This window comes from Micromonospora sp. NPDC048947 (genome assembly GCF_040649495.1).
Lineage (GTDB): Bacteria > Actinomycetota > Actinomycetes > Mycobacteriales > Micromonosporaceae > Micromonospora > Micromonospora alfalfae.
The window spans coordinates 19,896-37,135 of record NZ_JBEZFO010000022.1; the positions used below are offsets into that span (position 1 = coordinate 19,896).

Annotated in this window: 15 protein-coding genes; 3 read left to right on the top strand and 12 right to left on the bottom strand. The window is 71.9% G+C overall.

Annotation, left to right across the window (positions count from 1 at the left end):
- Positions 1–80: 80 nt before the first annotated feature.
- From AB0B98_RS27015 to AB0B98_RS27030, 4 genes are all read right to left on the bottom strand, one after another.
- Positions 81–1,148, bottom strand: coding sequence for a hypothetical protein (locus tag AB0B98_RS27015; protein WP_357366272.1), 1,068 nt, complete (start codon positions 1,146–1,148; stop codon positions 81–83).
- Positions 1,145–1,477, bottom strand: coding sequence for a PadR family transcriptional regulator (locus AB0B98_RS27020; RefSeq protein ID WP_074316865.1), 333 nt, complete (start codon positions 1,475–1,477; stop codon positions 1,145–1,147). Before AB0B98_RS27020 ends, AB0B98_RS27015 begins: the two co-directional genes overlap by 4 nt.
- A gap of 218 nt (positions 1,478–1,695) precedes the next feature.
- Entirely contained in the window at positions 1,696–2,625 is a 930-nt protein-coding gene (locus tag AB0B98_RS27025) for a Ppx/GppA phosphatase family protein (protein WP_357366389.1), read from the bottom strand.
- 22 nt (positions 2,626–2,647) lie between these two features.
- Positions 2,648–3,688 (bottom strand): helix-turn-helix domain-containing protein, encoded by a 1,041-nt coding sequence (locus AB0B98_RS27030; RefSeq protein ID WP_357366274.1) that lies wholly within the window; start codon positions 3,686–3,688, stop codon positions 2,648–2,650.
- Positions 3,689–3,932: 244 nt separating this feature from the next.
- Here AB0B98_RS27030 and AB0B98_RS27035 point away from each other — a divergent pair, with 244 nt between their 5' ends.
- Positions 3,933–4,676, top strand: a complete 744-nt coding sequence (locus tag AB0B98_RS27035; RefSeq protein ID WP_357366276.1) for a polyhydroxybutyrate depolymerase — start codon at positions 3,933–3,935, stop codon at positions 4,674–4,676.
- A 1-nt stretch (position 4,677) separates the two neighbouring features.
- Here AB0B98_RS27035 and AB0B98_RS27040 read toward each other — a convergent pair whose 3' ends face one another.
- Genes AB0B98_RS27040 through eno form a run of 4 tightly spaced genes read right to left on the bottom strand, consistent with a single transcriptional unit; the run spans position 4,678 to position 7,756 of the window.
- Complete coding sequence (locus tag AB0B98_RS27040) at positions 4,678–5,175, bottom strand: amino-acid N-acetyltransferase (RefSeq protein WP_357366391.1); 498 nt, start codon at positions 5,173–5,175, stop codon at positions 4,678–4,680.
- A 35-nt stretch (positions 5,176–5,210) separates the two neighbouring features.
- Positions 5,211–5,768, bottom strand: a complete 558-nt coding sequence (locus AB0B98_RS27045) for a DUF501 domain-containing protein (RefSeq protein ID WP_357366278.1) — start codon at positions 5,766–5,768, stop codon at positions 5,211–5,213.
- A gap of 34 nt (positions 5,769–5,802) precedes the next feature.
- A complete protein-coding gene (locus AB0B98_RS27050; protein WP_357366280.1) occupies positions 5,803–6,441 on the bottom strand; it encodes a septum formation initiator family protein in 639 nt (212 codons plus the stop codon).
- 31 nt (positions 6,442–6,472) lie between these two features.
- On the bottom strand, positions 6,473–7,756 hold the full coding sequence (eno, locus tag AB0B98_RS27055) for a phosphopyruvate hydratase (RefSeq protein WP_091394269.1): 1,284 nt from the start codon (positions 7,754–7,756) through the stop codon (positions 6,473–6,475).
- 213 nt (positions 7,757–7,969) lie between these two features.
- Here eno and AB0B98_RS27060 point away from each other — a divergent pair, with 213 nt between their 5' ends.
- Complete coding sequence (locus AB0B98_RS27060; protein WP_357366282.1) at positions 7,970–8,665, top strand: hypothetical protein; 696 nt, start codon at positions 7,970–7,972, stop codon at positions 8,663–8,665.
- A gap of 128 nt (positions 8,666–8,793) precedes the next feature.
- Complete coding sequence (gene nudC / locus AB0B98_RS27065) at positions 8,794–9,558, top strand: NAD(+) diphosphatase (RefSeq protein ID WP_357366284.1); 765 nt, start codon at positions 8,794–8,796, stop codon at positions 9,556–9,558.
- A gap of 22 nt (positions 9,559–9,580) precedes the next feature.
- Here nudC and AB0B98_RS27070 read toward each other — a convergent pair whose 3' ends face one another.
- The 4 genes from AB0B98_RS27070 to mfd all read right to left on the bottom strand — a co-directional run bounded on the left by AB0B98_RS27070 (position 9,581) and on the right by mfd (position 16,847).
- Entirely contained in the window at positions 9,581–11,200 is a 1,620-nt protein-coding gene (locus AB0B98_RS27070) for a DUF885 domain-containing protein (protein ID WP_357366285.1), read from the bottom strand.
- Positions 11,201–11,320: 120 nt separating this feature from the next.
- Positions 11,321–12,319, bottom strand: coding sequence for a nucleoside triphosphate pyrophosphohydrolase (locus AB0B98_RS27075; RefSeq protein ID WP_357366286.1), 999 nt, complete (start codon positions 12,317–12,319; stop codon positions 11,321–11,323).
- 2 nt (positions 12,320–12,321) lie between these two features.
- Positions 12,322–13,074 (bottom strand): hypothetical protein, encoded by a 753-nt coding sequence (locus AB0B98_RS27080; protein WP_357366288.1) that lies wholly within the window; start codon positions 13,072–13,074, stop codon positions 12,322–12,324.
- 140 nt (positions 13,075–13,214) lie between these two features.
- Positions 13,215–16,847, bottom strand: coding sequence for a transcription-repair coupling factor (gene mfd / locus AB0B98_RS27085; RefSeq protein ID WP_357366290.1), 3,633 nt, complete (start codon positions 16,845–16,847; stop codon positions 13,215–13,217).
- Between the last annotated feature and the right edge of the window lie 393 nt (positions 16,848–17,240).

Here is a 17,240-nt window from a genome sequence, read left to right on the forward strand (position 1 = left end):
GATTTCCGGTGCCGTCCCGCTCGCCTCGTCCGTTCAGATATTTCCCAGCTTCCTCTGCATGATCCAGTTCACACTGTGGTTCAGCGCGTCGGGGTGGGGGTTGGCGTTCCGCTCGGCGGCAGGCCGGTGGCCGTGGCCGTACCGGTCGGCAGCGGCGGCCCGGTCGCCCCGGATGTTCCGCTCGGGTCCGGCGTGCTGGCCGGGTCCGGGGTGGTGGCCGGCTCCGGCGTGCTGGCCGGGTCCGGGGTGCTGGCCGGGTCCGGGGTGCTGGCCGCTGGCGCGGGTGGAAGGGGCGCGCCCGGTGCGCGGGGCACGAAGGGCGCCTGCTCCGGGCAGTACGGGTACGCCCGCAGCGTCTGCTTCACATAGCCGCCTTCCAAGCAGTCCGGGTAGCCGAGCCGGATCGGGTTGCCGTTCTGGTCGAAGAGCCGGGCGTTCTCCACCAGGCGTCCCTCGCTGTCGTAGACGAAGACGTCCCGGACCCGGTCGTACGGGCTGTCGACAGAGGTCTGGTCGTAGCCGTAGTCGCCGTAGCGCATCCGGTCCTCGGCCTGGATCAGCGCGGCGAACGCGAAGACCACCAGCACCACACTGGCGACCTGCACTACCGAGCGCGGCCAGCGGGTCAGCTGGGCCGAACGGCGACCGATCCAGATGGAGCCGAGCACGAAGCCGATCAGCATGATCAGACCGGCGAGCAGCTCACCGCCGAACCTCGGCAGCAGCCCGAATTCGCCACCGGTGGTGATCACGGTGACCAGCATCGCCGCCAGATAGCCGCGCAGCACCCACCAGGCCGGACGCAACAGTCGGAGGAAGTCGCTGGCTGTCTCGTACCCCAGTGGTGGGCCGAGGCGGGTGTCCATGCCGCGCAGCCGGCCGCGGACCCGGGCCATCGCGCTCGCCACCCGCTGGTCGAGGTTGCGCCCGCTGCCCGGCGCGGCGCCGGCTGCGGCGCGCAGCTCGGCGGCGTACGTCTCGGGCTCGCCCAACCGCTCGACAAGGGTGCCCTCGGCCTCGGCGGCGACCTCGGTGAGGTGGTCGGCGAGATCCTCGGTCAACTCGTCGCGTTGCCCCGGCGGCAGGTCGGCCAGAGCGGCCCGGACCCGCGCCACATAGTCGGTGATCTCCTGCTCCGCGACGGTCATGCCGCCATCCCCCGATCGTCGAGCAGACTGTCCATTGTGGTGGCGAACGAACGCCAGAGCTTGCCGGAGCGGGTCAACTGGTCACGCCCCGCGGCGTTGAGTGAGTAGTACTTGCGGTGCGGCCCGGATTCGCTCGGCACGACGTAGGTGGTGAGCAGGCCGGCGGCGAAGAGGCGGCGCAACGTCCCGTAGACCGAGGCGTCACCGACCTCTTCCAGGCCGGCCTCGCGCAGCCGGCGCAGGATGTCGTAACCGTAACCGTCCTCCTCTCGGAGAACGGCCAGGACGGCCAGATCAAGCACGCCCTTCAACAACTGTGTGGTGTCCACGCATTGCACACTACTGCGTAATACGAAGTAGCGTCAACGAATCCGCCCCGACACGCCAAGCCGGCTGGCGCGCGGCCCGCCCGGAGGTGCGCTGGGCCGCTGCGGGGGTGCGCTGGGCGGAGATCGACTCGGTTTTCAGGAAGTCGGGGCTTCCGAGGCGACCAGACAACGCGGTTTCAATGAAAGCGAGTTGATCAAGCTCGCTGGCGCGCGGTGGCTTACTGGAGGCTCCAGGCGATGCCGTCGAGGATGTCGTGCTCCGAGGCGACCACCGACGGCATCCCGGCCCGCTCCATGATCACACGCAGCACCAGCGCACCGGCGCCGATCACGTCCGCGCGGCCCGGGTGCATCACCGGGTTCGCCAACCGCTGCGCACGGGTCTGACCCAGCAGCTCCGCTGTCACCCGGGCGACCTCCTCGTACGACACCCGGGCGTGGTGGATGCGCTCCGGGTCGTACTGCCGCAGGCCCCGCGCGAGCGCGACCACTGTGGTGACCGACCCGGCGAGGCCGACCAGGGTGGCCGCCTCGCGACCGGGCACCACTGCGAGCGCCCGATCCACCACCGCGGCGATGTCGGCCTGCGCCGCCGCGACCTGCTCGGACGTCGGCGGGTCACCGGGCAGGTGCCGCTCGGTCATCCGGACGCAGCCGATGTCCACCGAGATCGCCGACCGCACACCGGCGGCCCGGTCACCGACCACGAACTCGGTGGAACCACCACCGATGTCGACGACCAGGAACGGCTCCTTCGCGTCGGCGGGCAGCCCGCGCACCGCGCCGGTGAACGACAGCCGGGCCTCCTCGTCGCCGCTGACCACCTCAGGCGCGACACCGAGGGTGGCCTGCACCATCTCGGTGAAATCGGCGGCGTTGGCGGCATCGCGGGAGGCCGAGGTGGCACACATCCGCACCCGCTGCGCGCCGAACTTCTCAATGTCGGCGGCGTACGACGCCAACGCCACCCGGGTCCGTTCGATCGCCTCCGGCGCCAGTCGGCCGGTGCGGTCCACGCCCTGCCCCAACCGGACGATCTCCATCCGCCGGGTCAGGTCGACCAGCGGTGCCTGCGGCCCGGCCGAGACGTCGGGCAGGTCGGCGACCAGCAGTCGGATCGAGTTGGTCCCGCAGTCGATGGCCGCCACACGCGTCGTCACGGCAGCAACCTTACGGCAGGCCAGGCGGCCGTCCGGCGGCTTGGTCGGCAGTGGGCCACGACTCGCCCAGGTCGCCCGACGGCCCCCGCAACAACCCCACCCCGAGCGCGGTCAGGTGATGTCGGACGGCCCCGCCCTCCCGCTCGCTGGTCACCAGACCGGCCATGCGCAGCGCGCGGGCGTGCTCCGAGGCCGAGGAGAGACTGATCCCGACCGCCCGGGACAACACCGTGGTGGTCAACCCGCCGTCGGCAGCCAGTCGGCGCAGCACCAGCGCCCGGGTGACGCCGAGTAACCGACCGAGGGCATCGTCGTCGGCGGGAGCCCCGCGCGCGGGCATGACCACCGGGTAGACGAGCAGGATCGGGTAACCCTGCTCGACGAGCACCCGGGGCCGCGGCCCGGCCAACGGGGAGGGCAGCAGGATGATCCCGTGGCCGGTGCCGGGGAGATCGCCGTCCCACCACGTCCGCACCTCCAGCACCGGCTCCCGCCACCGGATCCCCGGGTGCAGGCCGGCGAAGAGACTGGCCAGGCCGTGCTGCGCCAGCCGCTGGCTGGCAGCCGTCACCTGCTGACGGTACGCGGACACCAGCTCGGCCCAGTGCGGTTCGAGCACCGCGTCGCACCAGGTCCGCACGGCCCCGCCGAACAGGTCCAGCACCTCCGGGTCGGCCGCCGCGAACCGTCGCCGCAGCGGGCTGGCCGACGTGTCCGCGTACGCCAGGGTGACCTCGGCGCGGACCCGCCGCGCCGGGGTGGCCCGGATCGCCTCCAACCCGGCCTCCACCGACTCCAGGCCGTCGAAGGGGGTGACGAAGTCGGGCAGACGTCCCCGGTCGGGCAGCAGATGCCGCAGAATCGCCGTGGCAGTCTGGGCGGCAGCAGTGCCCTCGGCCGCCGCCGCCCGCCTCGCCAGGGTCGGTGCCATCGCCGCGACAGTCGGATCGCGCAGCCACTGACCAGCCAGCAGCGCGATCCCGACCGGATGCAGCCGATCGGCGAACCGCACCCGGCACAGGTCGGCCGACCCGAGCTGGAGGCGAAGCATGGCAACAGCCTGCCTGCCTTCGCCCAGGACCGAAAGGGTTGATTCGCTGCCGAACGCTCTCCAGTGTGGACCGCGAGGTCGACGGGGGGTGGCCGGCGTGCGGCGAACAGTGGCGGTGTTGACGGGGCTCTGTCTCCTGGTCGTTGCCGCAGCTTGTGGTGAGCGGGGGCAGCCCTCGTCGGCCTCGCCAGCCTCACCGTCCGCGTCGAGCGAACGGCCGGCGGCCGGTGACCACCAACTCACGGTGCGCCACAACGGACGCGACCGCACCTACCTGCTGCACGCCCCACCGGGGTACGACCCGGGCAGAGCCTCCGCGCTGGTCGTCGCGCTGCACTTCTATCCCGGCCTCGGATCCTCGATGCGGGAGTTGGCGGGCCTGGAAGCCAGAGCCGACACTGACAACGTGCTGGTCGCCTACCCCGACGGGCAGGGCGGCGGCTTCAACGCGCTGATCTGCTGCGGCAGCGAGGACGACGTCGGCTTCCTCAACGCCCTCACCGATCATCTGGTGCAGACCTGGCACGCGGACCCGAACAGGGTGTTCCTCACCGGCATCTCGAACGGCGGCGACATGAGCTTCCGGGCGGCGGTGGAGAGCACCGGCAGGTACGCCGCGATCGGGGTGGTCAGCGGTGGCTACAGCGGAAACCTGACCACCGCCGACAGTTACGTGCCGAAGAGCCCGGTCTCCGTGATCACCTTCATCGGCGGCCAGGACCGCTACGCCTCGACCTTCCAGACCGGCATGCGGACCTGGCAGCAACGGCTCGGCTGCCGGCCGAGCCCGAAGGCGTCCGGGGTGCCGGGCGTGACGCACACGGTGGCTAGCTGCGCGGACGGCAGTGACGTCAGCGTCTACACGATCGCCGACATGGGTCACAGTTGGCCGGGGGCGACATCGGGCCAACTCGCCGCGTCCTCGGCGGGGCTGTCCGCCACCGACCTGATGTGGGAGTTCTTCGCCGCCCACCCCCGCAGGGCCTGACCTAGAGGCGCAGCAGCATCCGGGTGTTGCCCAGCGTGTTCGGCTTGACCCGCTCCAGGTCCAGGAACTCCGCGACACCCTCGTCGTACGAGCGCAGCAGTTGCTCGTAGACCGGCTGCGGCACCGGAGCGCCGTCGATCTCCCGGAAACCGAACGAGCCGAAGAACCGGGTCTCGAAGGTGAGCACGAAGATCCGCGCCACGCCCAACTCCCGGGCCGCGTCGATCAGCTCAGCGACCAGCCGGTGACCGATGCGCCGGCCCCGGCAGGACGGGTCCACCGCCACAGTGCGGATCTCGGCCAGGTCCTCCCACATGACGTGCAGCGCACCGCAGCCCACCACGACGTCGTCCTCGGCCCGGACCGCGACCCGGAACTCCTGCACGTCCTCGAAGAGGGTGACGGTGGCCTTGCTCAGCAGCCGCCGGTCGTCGGTGTAGGTGTCGACGAGTCGTCGGATGCCCCGCACGTCCCCGGTGCGGGCCCGCCGTACCAGGATCTGACTCTCGGGTGCCTCGGACCCGGCCGGCGTGCTCACTCGGCCGCCGGCACGTCCACGCACGGCCCCGCCGACCACCAGGGCTCGACCAGGCCCAACGTCTCGTCGCCGAGCGGGTTCACCCCGGGGCCGGCGCCCAACGCGTGGCCCAGGTGCACGTGCAGGCACTTCACCCGACCCGGCATCCCACCGGCCGAGATGCCGGCGATCTCCGGCACCTCGCCGATCGCCTCCCGGCGGGCGAGGTAGTCCTCGTGCGCGGCACGGTAGTGGGCGGCCAACTCCGGATCCGTCGCCAGCCGGTCCGCCATCTCCTTCATCAGCCCCACCGACTCCAGTCGGCTGCACGCGGCGGTGGCCCGGGGGCAGGTCAGGTAGTAGAGCGTCGGGAACGGGGTGCCGTCGGCGAGGCGGGGGGTCGTCTCCACCACGTCGGGAAGGCCACACGGGCACCGGTGGGCCACCGCGCGGGTGCCCCGGGGCGTCCGGCCGAGCTGCGCTGCCACAGCGGCCAGGTCGGCCTCGGTGGCCGGTTCGCGCTGCGGCAGGGGAACGGAATCCGCCGCCGGCTCCGACGGTGGTACGACAGTCACGGTGCCCATCTCTCCTGGTGTGCTGGTCGGTGGATCACTGGCCCGGCTGCTGGCTGTCCGCCGCCCGCACGCTCGACCAGAGCGTGTCGTACCAGGTCACCGGCCCGGCTGGCGGGGCCGAACCGGCCGACTTCCCGGCGTCGCGGGCGGCGCCCTCCGGGTCGTGCAGCACCACCATCATCTTCTCGCCGGGCCGGCCCATGAAGAACCGTTCCCGAGCCTGCGTCTTGATGTACTCGGGGTCCTTCCAGTTGGCGGCCTCGGCGGCGAGCTTGGCGATCTCCCGCTCCTGCACCGCCTGGGCCGCCTCCATCCGCTCGATGTCGGCCTGCTGGTCCAGGTAGACCCGGACCGGATAGGTGTAGGCCAGAGCGAGCGCGATCAGGACAGCGAACAGCACTGTGGCCCGGCCGGTGAAGCGACGGGGGTGGGGTGCGGCGAGCCGCTTCACCGCACCAGCGGCAGCGGTACGCCGAGCGGCGGCCGGACGATTCGCGGAGCGAACGCCTTCGGCGCCACGGGCAGCACCCGGCGCGCGACCGGCGGCACGCGGCTCGGCGCGTACGCCGGCCTCCCGGACCGACCCCCGCGTGGCGCGCCCACCGCCCGGCCGACCGGACTGACCCGACCGGCGGGCGGGACGCTGACCACCCGGTGTGCGGCGCTGCTGCATCGTCACACCCCTCCCCCGAGGCTTTCGTGGCTCAGGCCGAACGGTAGCGCGGGAACGCGCCAGCGCCGGCGTAGCGCGCCGCGTCGGCCAGCTCCTCCTCGATCCGGAGCAGCTGGTTGTACTTGGCGACACGGTCCGAGCGGGCCGGGGCGCCGGTCTTGATCTGGCCGCAGCCGGTGGCCACCGCCAGGTCGGCGATCGTGGTGTCCTCGGTCTCGCCGGAACGGTGGCTCATCATGCACTTGAAGCCGGCCCGGTGGGCCAGGTCCACCGCGTCCAGGGTCTCGGTCAGCGAGCCGATCTGGTTGACCTTGACGAGGACCGCGTTCGCCGCCTTCTCCGCGATGCCGCGGGCGATGCGCTGCGGGTTGGTCACGAACAGGTCGTCACCGACGATCTGCACCCGGTCGCCGATCGAGGCGGTCAGCGTCTGCCAGCCGCTCCAGTCGTCCTCGGCCAGCGGGTCCTCGATCGAGACGATCGGGTACTCGTCGGCCAGCTTCGTGTAGTAGGTGCTCATCTCCTCGGCGGACTTCGCGGCACCCTCGAACGTGTAGGTGCCGTTGTCGAAGAACTCGGTGGCCGCCACGTCGAGCGCGAACACGATGTCGGTGCCGAGCCGGTAACCGGCCTTCTCGACCGCCTCGGCGATCAGGTCCAGGGCCGCCGCGTTCGTCGGCAGGTTCGGCGCGAAGCCACCCTCGTCGCCGAGCCCGGTGGACAGGCCCTTCTTCTTCAGCACCGACTTCAGCGCGTGGTAGACCTCCGCGCCCGAGCGCAGCGCCTCACGGAAGGTGGGCGCGCCGATCGGCGCGATCATGAATTCCTGGATGTCGACGTTCGAGTCGGCGTGCGCGCCACCGTTGAGGATGTTCATCATCGGCACGGGCAGGAGGTGCGCGTTCGGGCCGCCCAGGTAGCGGAAGAGGCTCAGCTCGGCGCTGCCGGCAGCGGCCTTCGCCACCGCCAGGGAGACCCCGAGGATGGCGTTCGCGCCCAGCTCCGACTTGCTCTCCGTGCCGTCGATGTCGAGCATCTTCTGGTCGATCAGCCGCTGCTCGCTGGCCTCGTACCCGATGATCTGGTCGACGATCTTGTCTTCGACGTTGGAGACCGCCTTCTCCACGCCCTTGCCCTGGTAGCGGTCGGCGTCACCGTCGCGCAGCTCGATCGCCTCGAAGGCGCCGGTGGAGGCACCGGACGGCACGGCGGCGCGGGCTACCGTGCCGTCGTCCAGACCGACCTCGACCTCGACCGTCGGGTTGCCCCGCGAGTCGAGAATCTCCCGGGCGACGATTCCCTCGATGGTTGCCACTAAGTCGCTCCTCGTTGTTGTGATCCGGTCCGTGGGTGGGCCGCGACGGTGCGGCTGAGGCAGGTGTTGAACGCAGCGTATCGGGCGGCGCGAACGGGCACGGCGTCGCCCGCGCACCCGGGTCACCCCGCGTTGACGGACATTCCCGGATTTCCGGGCGTCAACCGGCAACGGGTTTGCGCTGCGCGGACCAGATCCACCAGGCTGGTCGCCATGCCCGCCGCCTCGACCACCCTCCGCATGCTCGCCGTGTCGGTCATCGCGTCGCTCACGGTCACCGGCTGTCAGACTTTCGAGGACGCCGGAGTCGCCATGGGCCGCTCGGACCTCGTCAACGACCTCGCCGCCCGGCTCGATCGGGCCCTGGAGTTGACCTACTCGGCCGACTACCAGTTGCCCGGCGGCCAGCGCGCCGCGATCGTGCAGGCGCAGGACCCGGCGCGATCCACGTACACCTATCCGGGCGGGCAACTCACCGTCACCCCGGAGGCCATCACCCGGTGCGCGACGACCGCCGCCCGCCCCCAGTGCACGCTGATCACCCCGCCCACGCCGGGCAGCAAGCCCACGGTGACGCTGTTCGGCGAGGCCAACCAGCAGGGCCTCGTCACCCCGCCGGTGGTGGTCGGGCTGCTCACCGCAGCCGCGCTCGACCCACAGGCAGTCATCAGGCAGAGCGACACCACAGTCGCCGGGCACCACGCCGCCTGCGTCGCTGTGCAGAGCTCGTCGTCCGGCGACTTCACCGCCTGCGTGACCACCGAGGGCGTGCTCGGCAGCTTCATCGGGCCGGTCGACGGGAAGCCGATGGAGCTGGCACTGAGCAACTACTCCGCGACAGTCGACGAGGGCGCGTTCGACCCGCCCGCCGGGGCCGACGTCGTCGACCGCCGCCCCGGCGGCTCGTGACCGACAGACCGGCAGAGCGCCCAACAGTCGCACCACCCGACGGGTCCGCGACCGGAACGCCGCCCGGTGGGTTCCTGCCGGGAGCCGATCGGAGCCGGCCTCCCGGCCCCGGCGACCTGGCCCTGCCGGTGACCGGCGCGAAGCTGCTGACCGGCGTCGACGGTCGACCCCTCCGCGTCGCCGACCTACCCGCCGACACCGACTGGGTGCCGCTGGGCACGCTCGACGGAGTGCCCGCCTGGGGCACTGACCTGACCAGCACCGCCACCGACCTTCCCGGCCCGTCACGCGGCTGGGCGTCACTCGCCGCCGAGGTGCCGGAGCCGCACGCCACGCTCGCCGGCCGGGCGCTGGCGGTGCTGACCTGGCGGCGTACCCACCGGTGGTGCGGCGCCTGCCGAGCGGAGCTGGCGGACCGACCCGGCGAGACCGCCCGACAGTGCCCCGACTGCGGGCTGTACGTGCCGATGCAGCTCTCCGCCGCCGTACTGGTGGCGATCACCCGGCCCGGCCCGCCCGGGCACGTCGACGAGCTGCTGCTGGTCCGGCACGCCACCGGTCCGACCGGGCTGTGGGCGCTGGTGGCAGGCTTCGTCGAGGCCGGCGAAACACTTGAGGCGGCGGTACACCGGGAGGTCGGTGAGGAGGTCGGGCTGCCCGTCGACCGGCTGGCCTACTTCGGCAGCCAACCGTGGGCGATCTCCGGCCCGAGCGTGCTGCTCGCCGGCTTCACCGCCCGTGCCGCCGACCCGCAGGCCGAACCGGTGGTCGACGGGCGGGAGCTGACCAGCGCTCAGTGGTTCGGCCTGGATGCGCTGCCGGCGCAACTGCCGCCCGCGTACTCCATCTCGCGCTGGCTCATCGACGCGACGGTGACCGCCGGGCGGCGGTGAGACCCGCGCGGCCCGGTTCTCCTCAGAGACCGAGCAGGGTGCGCAGGTGGCGCGGGGGCGGGCAGTCGTGGGCGAGCATCGCGTCGTGCCAGTCGCGGACCGACACCCCGTCCGGGCGGGCGGCGGCGATGTCGGCGACCTCGCTGTACCCGACGAAGTAGGTGGAGAGCTGGGTGGAGGTGAGCTGCGCGCGCCGCCACTTGCCGGCCGCCTCGCCCTCCTCCTGGAATCCGCGCCCGGTCATCAACGCCATCGCCTCGGCCTCGGGCAGGTCCTCGGCGTGCACCAACTGGTCGAGCAGCGCGTTGATTGTCATCCGTAGTTGCATCTTGAGCTGCTGCAACCGCACCGGCAGACCGCCGAAGCCGAGGCCCGTCATCACCTCCTCCGCGTAGACCGCCCAGCCCTCGATGAACGGGCCGGACTCGGCCAGCGCGCGGACCCGCGTGCCACCCACGTAGCGGCGGGCGTGGGCGAGCTGGAGGAAGTGCCCGGGCATCGCCTCGTGCACGGTGAGGTTGCGGATCATGTGGTCGTTGTATTCGCGGTAGAACGACTCGACCCGCTGCGCCGGCCAGTCCGACGGGGTGGGCGCGATGCAGTAGAAGGTCGGCACGGCGGCGGTCTCCAGCGGGCCGGGCGCGTCGCAGTACGCCACGGCGACCCCCCTGGCGAACTCCGGCATCTCCTGGATCACACACCGGTCGTCGACAAGGGTGACCAGGTCGTGTGCGCGGACGAAGTCGGTCGCCTCGTCCAGTGTCACAGCGGCCAGCTCGACGATCGTCGCGTCGTTCGGGTGTTCGGCGGCGAGCAGGTCCAACGCCCGACGTACTGACGCGTCGTCGGCCGGGCCGCCGACCAGCTCGACGGCCGCCTCGCGGATCTCCGCGGTGACGCGGTCCAGGTTGGCCCAGGCGCGGCGCTGGATCTCGGCGGCGCCCAACTCGGTGTCGAGGGTGTGCCAGAGCCGGGCCTCCCAGCGGCGCCGGCCCAGTCGCGGGTCACGGCCGGGGCCGGCGTCGGCGGCCAGGCCGACGCGCAGCCAGGCGACGAACTCGTCCAGCGCGGCAATCGCGGCGGTGGCCGCCGGTTCGACCCGGTCCAGGTGGCCCGGCGCCTGGGCGAGCAACGCCGGCAGCTCGTCGCGGATCAGCGCGGCAGTGCCGGTGAACTGCCCGACCGCCGTCTCCGCGTGGATGCGCGGCATGTCCCGCAGCGTCGCGCGGGCGGTGGCGAGGGCGTCCGGTACGGCGGCGAGCCGGCCGGCAAGTTGGGTCAGCCGCACGTCCGCGGGGGCGTACGGGCGGGCCAGCAGCGGGTGCAGCAGCGGGCCGGGGTTGTGCCGCAGCGGGTCCCACTCGTGCGACCGGATCTCGGTCAGCTCGAAGAGCTCCCGGTCCACGAATGAGGTGAGCAGCGCGTGGTCGACCTGCTCGTCGACGTCGAGCGAGTCCGGGTCCAGTTCGGACAGTGCGTTGGCCGCGTCGGAGAGCATCGCCCGATCGGCTGTCAACCCGTCGGCGGACAGGTCCGGCAGCCGGTCGTCGAAGCGGTGGTCGCCGGCGGCGGTGGCAACCCCCGGCCGCGACTCCAGTAAAGCCTCGACAACCCGCTCAGCCAGCACCCCAAACGCTTCCACCGCCCCACCCTACCGACCGCCGCACGCTCCGCCGCCGGTTCCACCCAGCGCCCCGGCGCCGTCGAGTTGATCAAGAGGTTTGCGTCAGGTCCGAGCCGATTCTTGACGTAAACCTCTTGATCACCGCGACCCGGCGGGTGGGGGTGGGGGTGGGGGTTCGGCTTTGCGGATGGTTTCGGCGTGGGCGAGGGTGGTGCGGCGGAGAGCCGCTTCTGGGTCTGTGCCCGCCTCGCGGGCGGCGGCCACCCTTGCCAGGAGGTCGGCGCCCAGCCTTGCCTCGGCGTCGGTCTGGTCGTCGGCCGACGGGAGTGGGACGTTGACGCCAGTGCGGGCGGCCCGGTCCAGGATCTGCGTCGCCAGGGCCAGCGCGGGCTGACTCAGTGCCACGCCGTCCAACACCGAGTGCCGTGCCTTCTCCGCGCGCTTGATCCGCTCCCAGTTCTCGGTGATCTCCTCCAGGGTGCCCGCCTCAGCACCGGCGAAGACGTGCGGATTACGCCTGATCATCTTGTCGACCAGACCACCGGCCACGTCGTCGATCGTCCACCGCTCGTCCTCGGGCAACTCCTCGGCAAGCCGCGCGTGCAGCACCACCTGCAACAACACGTCGCCCAACTCCTCGCGCAGCGCGTCGGTGTCGTCGGCGCAGATCGCGTCGTACGCCTCGTAGCTCTCCTCCAGCAGATAACCCGCGAGGCTGCGGTGCGTCTGCGCCCGCTTCCACGGGTCGCCACCCGGAGAGGCCAGTCGATCCAGCACGGCCACCGCGTCGAGCAGCCTGGCACCCGGCGGATCCCAGGAGCCGTACATCAACTCCATCTCGGCCAACCCCGGCTGCCGGGCCAACCGCAGACCCAACTCCCGGGCCAGCGTCTCGTCACCCGCCGGACCGGCCAGCCACACCACGGTGCCGTGCGTCGCCACAGCGTCCAGCAACGGCTGCGTCGCCGGGCCGTCCACCACTGTGACCTCGGCGCCCGCCTGGCGCACGGCCGTGGTCAACTCGCTGTCCGCGCCGGTCAACACCGGGTGCTGGCGTACGACGTCCCAGGCCGCGGCCGTCAACAGGCCGGCGGGCAACCGGGGTGAGGTGACCAGGAGGACGATCCGTGCGGTCATGCTCAGCTGGCCGTGCCCTCGGCCTCCGGCGTCCCGGTCGGCGCCTCCGGGGTGGAGATGTCGGTCACCGCGTCGGAGCCCGGCTCACCCAACGGCACGCTCACCGCGGGTGCGTCACCGGCGAAGCTGAGCAGCGGGAACTCAAGCGGACGGTACCGAGGGCTGACCGTGACGTCGTAACGACCGACCGCCTCGGCCAGGATCCTCTTGGTCGCCAGCGCGCCGCGTAGCTGCTCGCCGTCGAGCTGCTGGGCGGCCTCCGCATCGGTCACCTCGGCGGGGATCTTGCCGGCCGCACGCCCGGCGGCGATCACGTCGGCGATCTCCTCCTTGCTCGGCTCGACCGGCTCGGCCGGCAACCCGGACAGGCAGGTGAAGAGCTTCGCCACCTCCCGCACGTGCCCGGTCTCCGGGTCGAGACCGAGCTGCTGGGCGGCCTGGTCGGCCGCCACCTGGCCGCGCGGCTGGTAGTTCTTCTCGGCGGAGAGCTTCTCGCACACCTTCGTCAGCACCATGGTCCGCACCACGTCGGCCACCTTGGGCAGGGTCGGTTGCGGCGCCGCGGGCTGCCCACTGGCGGATGACTCCGGGGCCGGGTTCTTCGTCCGCAGGTCCTTCATCGCGCTGGTGACCTGAACGTCGGTGATGCGCTGGTCACCGATGTAAGCGGCGATACCAGGCTCAGCACGGCAACCGGAGAGGGCGACGAGGCCGAGCGCCACAGTGGCGACGGCGGCAAGACGGCGAGCACGCATAGCCGTCACTCTCTCACGCCGTCACCCGGGGTTGTGACACCCCCCACCTTCGCTCATCCCCGTACCAGGGACGGCGTCGACGCGCCGTCCCTGGTCGAGAGCACACCGCCGGCTCAGGCGCTCGCGGCCACAGCGATGGCTCAGGCGCTCGCGGCGACGGCGAGTGGGGCGGGAGCACCGAGCACATCGGAGAGCAGTTGCGCACACCACTGGAGCAGCGCCTGGTCACGCAGCGGCTCGCCGCCGATCCGACGGGTGGTCGGTCGGGGCACGCTGACCTGGTCGGTGGCCTGCTTGTAGACGGCATCCGGGTGGTAGCGCTTGAGCCGCAACTGCTTCGAGTCCGGTAGCGGCAGCGGGCCGAACCGTACGTGCTTGCCCTGCATCGACACGTCGGTCAGGCCGTAGCGGCGGGCCAGCAGACGGAACCGGGCCACCTCCACCAGGTTCTGCACCGGGGCGGGCGGCTCGCCGTACCGGTCGGTCATCTCGGCGATCACCTCACCCAGCCGCTCCTCGTCGCGCGCCTCGGCGAGCTTGCGGTACATCTCCAGGCGCAGCCGCTCCACGCTCACGTAGTCGTGTGGCAGGTGCGCGTCGACCGGCAGGTCGATCTTGACGTCGGTCTCCTCCTCCGGCCGCTCACCCTTGAACGCGGAGACCGCCTCGCCGACCATCCGCACGTACAGGTCGAAGCCGACGCCCTCGATGTGCCCGGACTGCTCGCCGCCGAGCAGGTTGCCGGCGCCCCGGATCTCCAGGTCCTTCATCGCCACGTACATGCCGGCGCCCAACTCGGTGTGCTGGGCGATGGTGGCCAACCGCTCGTGGGCGTGCTCGGTGAGCGGCTTCTCCGGCGGGTAGAGGAAATAGGCGTACGCCCGCTCCCGGCCCCGGCCGACCCGGCCCCGGATCTGGTGCAGCTGGGCCAGGCCGAGCAGGTCGGCCCGCTCCACGATCAGGGTGTTGGCGTTCGGGATGTCGATGCCGGACTCCACGATCGTGGTGCAGACCAGGACGTCGAACTCCTTCTCCCAGAAGCCGACCATGACCTTCTCCAGGGCGTCCTCGCTCATCTGGCCGTGCGCCACAGCGACCCGCGCCTCGGGCACCAACTCCCGCAGCCGCCGTGCCGCCCGGTCGATCGACTCGACCCGGTTGTGCAGGTAGAAGACCTGCCCGTCGCGGAGCAGCTCACGGTGGATGGACGCGGCGACTTGACGGTCGTCCTGCGCGCCGACGAAGGTGAGCACCGGGTGCCGCTCCTCCGGCGGGGTGGCGATCGTGGACATCTCCCGGATGCCGGTGATCGCCATCTCCAGGGTGCGCGGGATCGGGGTGGCGGACATGCTGAGCACGTCGACGGACGCCCGCAGCGTCTTCAGGTGCTCCTTGTGCTCGACACCGAAGCGCTGCTCCTCGTCGACGATCACCAGGCCCAACTGCTTGAAGCGGGTTGCCGTCTGCAACAGCCGGTGCGTACCGATGACGATGTCGACGGTGCCGTCGGCGACCATCTCCAGCGTCCGCTCGGTCTCCTTCGCCGTCTGGAAGCGGGACAGCTGCCGGATCTGGACCGGGAACTGGCTCATCCGCTCGGCGAACGTGTTGTAGTGCTGCTGAACCAGCAGGGTGGTCGGCACCAGCACCGCCACCTGCTTGCCGTCCTGTACCGCCTTGAACGCCGCCCGGACCGCGATCTCGGTCTTGCCGTAGCCGACGTCGCCGCAGATCAGCCGGTCCATCGGGACGGTCTGCTCCATGTCCCGCTTGACCTCGTCGATAGCGGCGAGCTGGTCTGGCGTCTCCTGCCAGGGGAAGGCGTCCTCCAGCTCCCGCTGCCACGGGGTGTCCGGGCCGAACGAGTGCCCCTTGGACGCCTTGCGGGCGGCGTAGAGCTGGATGAGCTGCGCGGCGATCTCCCGGACCGCCTTGCGGGCCCGTGCCTTGGACTTCTGCCAGTCCGAGCCGCCCATCTTGTGCAGGGTGGGCTGCTCGCCGCCCACGTAGCGGGAGAGCTGGTCGAGCTGGTCGGTCGGGACGAACAACCGGTCGCCGGGCTGGCCCCGCTTGCTGGCCGCGTACTCGATGACGAGGTATTCCCGGCTGGCGCCGTTGACGGTGCGCTGCACCAGCTCCACGTAGCGGCCGATGCCGTGCTGCTCGTGCACCACGAAGTCGCCGGCCTTGAGCTCCAGCGGGTCGATGGTGTTGCGCCGGCGGCTCGGCATCTTGCGCATGTCCCGGGTCGAGGTGCCGCGACCGCCCGTCACGTCATTGCCGGTGAGCAGCACGAAACGGGACGCCTCGTCGACGAACCCGCTGCTCAGCGCACCGCAGGTGACCACCAGCTCGCCGGGGACGGGCGCTGTCGGCACCTCCTCGACCAACCGGGCGCCCAGGCCGGCGTCGCGCAGCACCTCCACCGCCCGCTGGGCGGGGCCGTGCCCCTCGAAGACCAGCGCGATCGACCAACCCTCGCCGGCCCAACGCTTGAGGTCCTCGACCACCCGCGAGGTCTCGCCGTGGTACAGCGGGGCCGGCTGTGCGGCGAGGGTCACCGCGATGGCGTCGTCCGGGGTCACGCTGGCCTGCTCGGGCGCGTCCTCCCACGGCTGCCGAGTCTCGGCGGTCTCCCCCTCGACAAGGCCGAACGGGGACAGCGTCCACCACGGCTGGCCGAGCCTGCCCGCGGCGGCGCGCACCTCGCCGAGGGTGCGGAAGGCGGCGGCGCCGACGTCCACCGGCGCCTGGCCGCCGACCGCGGCGGCGGCCCAGCTGGCCTGCAAGAACTCCTCCGATGTACGCACCAGGTCGTGCGCCCGCGTGCGGATCCGCTCCGGGTCGCAGAGCAGGACGTGGGTGCCGGCCGGCATGGCGTCCAGCAGCAGCTCCAGCGAGTCGGGGCCGACCAGCACCGGGGCCAGCGACTCCATCCCCTCCACCGGGATGCCCTCGGCCAGCTTGTCGAGGATCTCGGCCAGCTCGGGGTGCTGCTCGGCGAGCGCGGCGGCCCGGTCGCGGACCGCCGGGGTGAGCAGCAGCTCGCGGCAGGGCGGTGCCCAGAGCAGCGGAACCTGCTCGATGGTCCGCTGGTCGGCGACGGCGAAGGTGCGGATCTCCTCCACCTCGTCGCCCCAGAACTCGACACGCGACGGGTGCTCGTCGGTGGGCGGGAAGACGTCCAGGATGCCGCCACGCACCGCGAACTCGCCGCGCTTGGTGACCAGGTCGACCCTGGCGTAGGCCATGTCGATCAGGCGGCGGGCGACCTCTTCCAGGTCGGCCTCCTCGCCGGCGGCGAGCTGCACCGGCTCCAGATCGCCGAGCCCCTTGAGCTGCGGCTGGAGCAGGGAACGGACCGGGGCCACCACCACTCGCAGTGGACCGGTGCCGCCGTGCGCGTCGGTCGCCTCCGGGTGCGCCAGCCGGCGCAGCACTGCCAGCCGCCGGCCGACGGTGTCGGAGCGGGGGGACAGCCGCTCGTGCGGCAGCGTCTCCCAGGAGGGGAAGACCACCACCTGCTCGGCCGGCAGCAACCCGCCCAGCGCGGCGGCGAGGTCGTCGGCCTCCCGGGTGGTGGCGGTCACCGCCAGCACCGGTCGCCCGGCGCCGTCGTTGTCGGCGGCGACCGCCGCGACGGCGAACGGGCGCAGGGCCGCCGGGGCGGTGATGTCGAGGCCGTCGACCTGGGCGGCACCGGAGCGCGCCAGGTCACGCGCCCGGGTCAGCCCGGGGTCGGCCAGGGCGGCGGTGAACAGACCGGTGAGCAAGGGAAACCTTTCGGGGAGTCGACGCACACGACGGCGGCCCCTCGTCCAGCCGGACGGGGGGTGCACGACGCAAGCCTATCCCCGTCGACCGACAGCCACCCCCTTCCGCCCAGGTCCGCGCCGCGCGCCGTGTCCCCGCAGGCCACCCCTCGTTCCAAGATCCGCGCAACTTCCCGGAGATTGCCGCGTCCGGGGCGCGGGAGGCGGCAGTTCCTCGATGTTGTGCGGATCTTGTCGCTGCCGCACTGTCGACCGCGCCGGAGCGCGCCGACAGGTGACCGGGCGGGGCGATCCGTCCCGCTGCCGCCTCGCGCGGCGGACACACCGAGCAAGATCGTCCTCGATCCAGGATGTAGTGGTCTCGAAGCCGGCAGACCGCACTCTTTCCTGGAT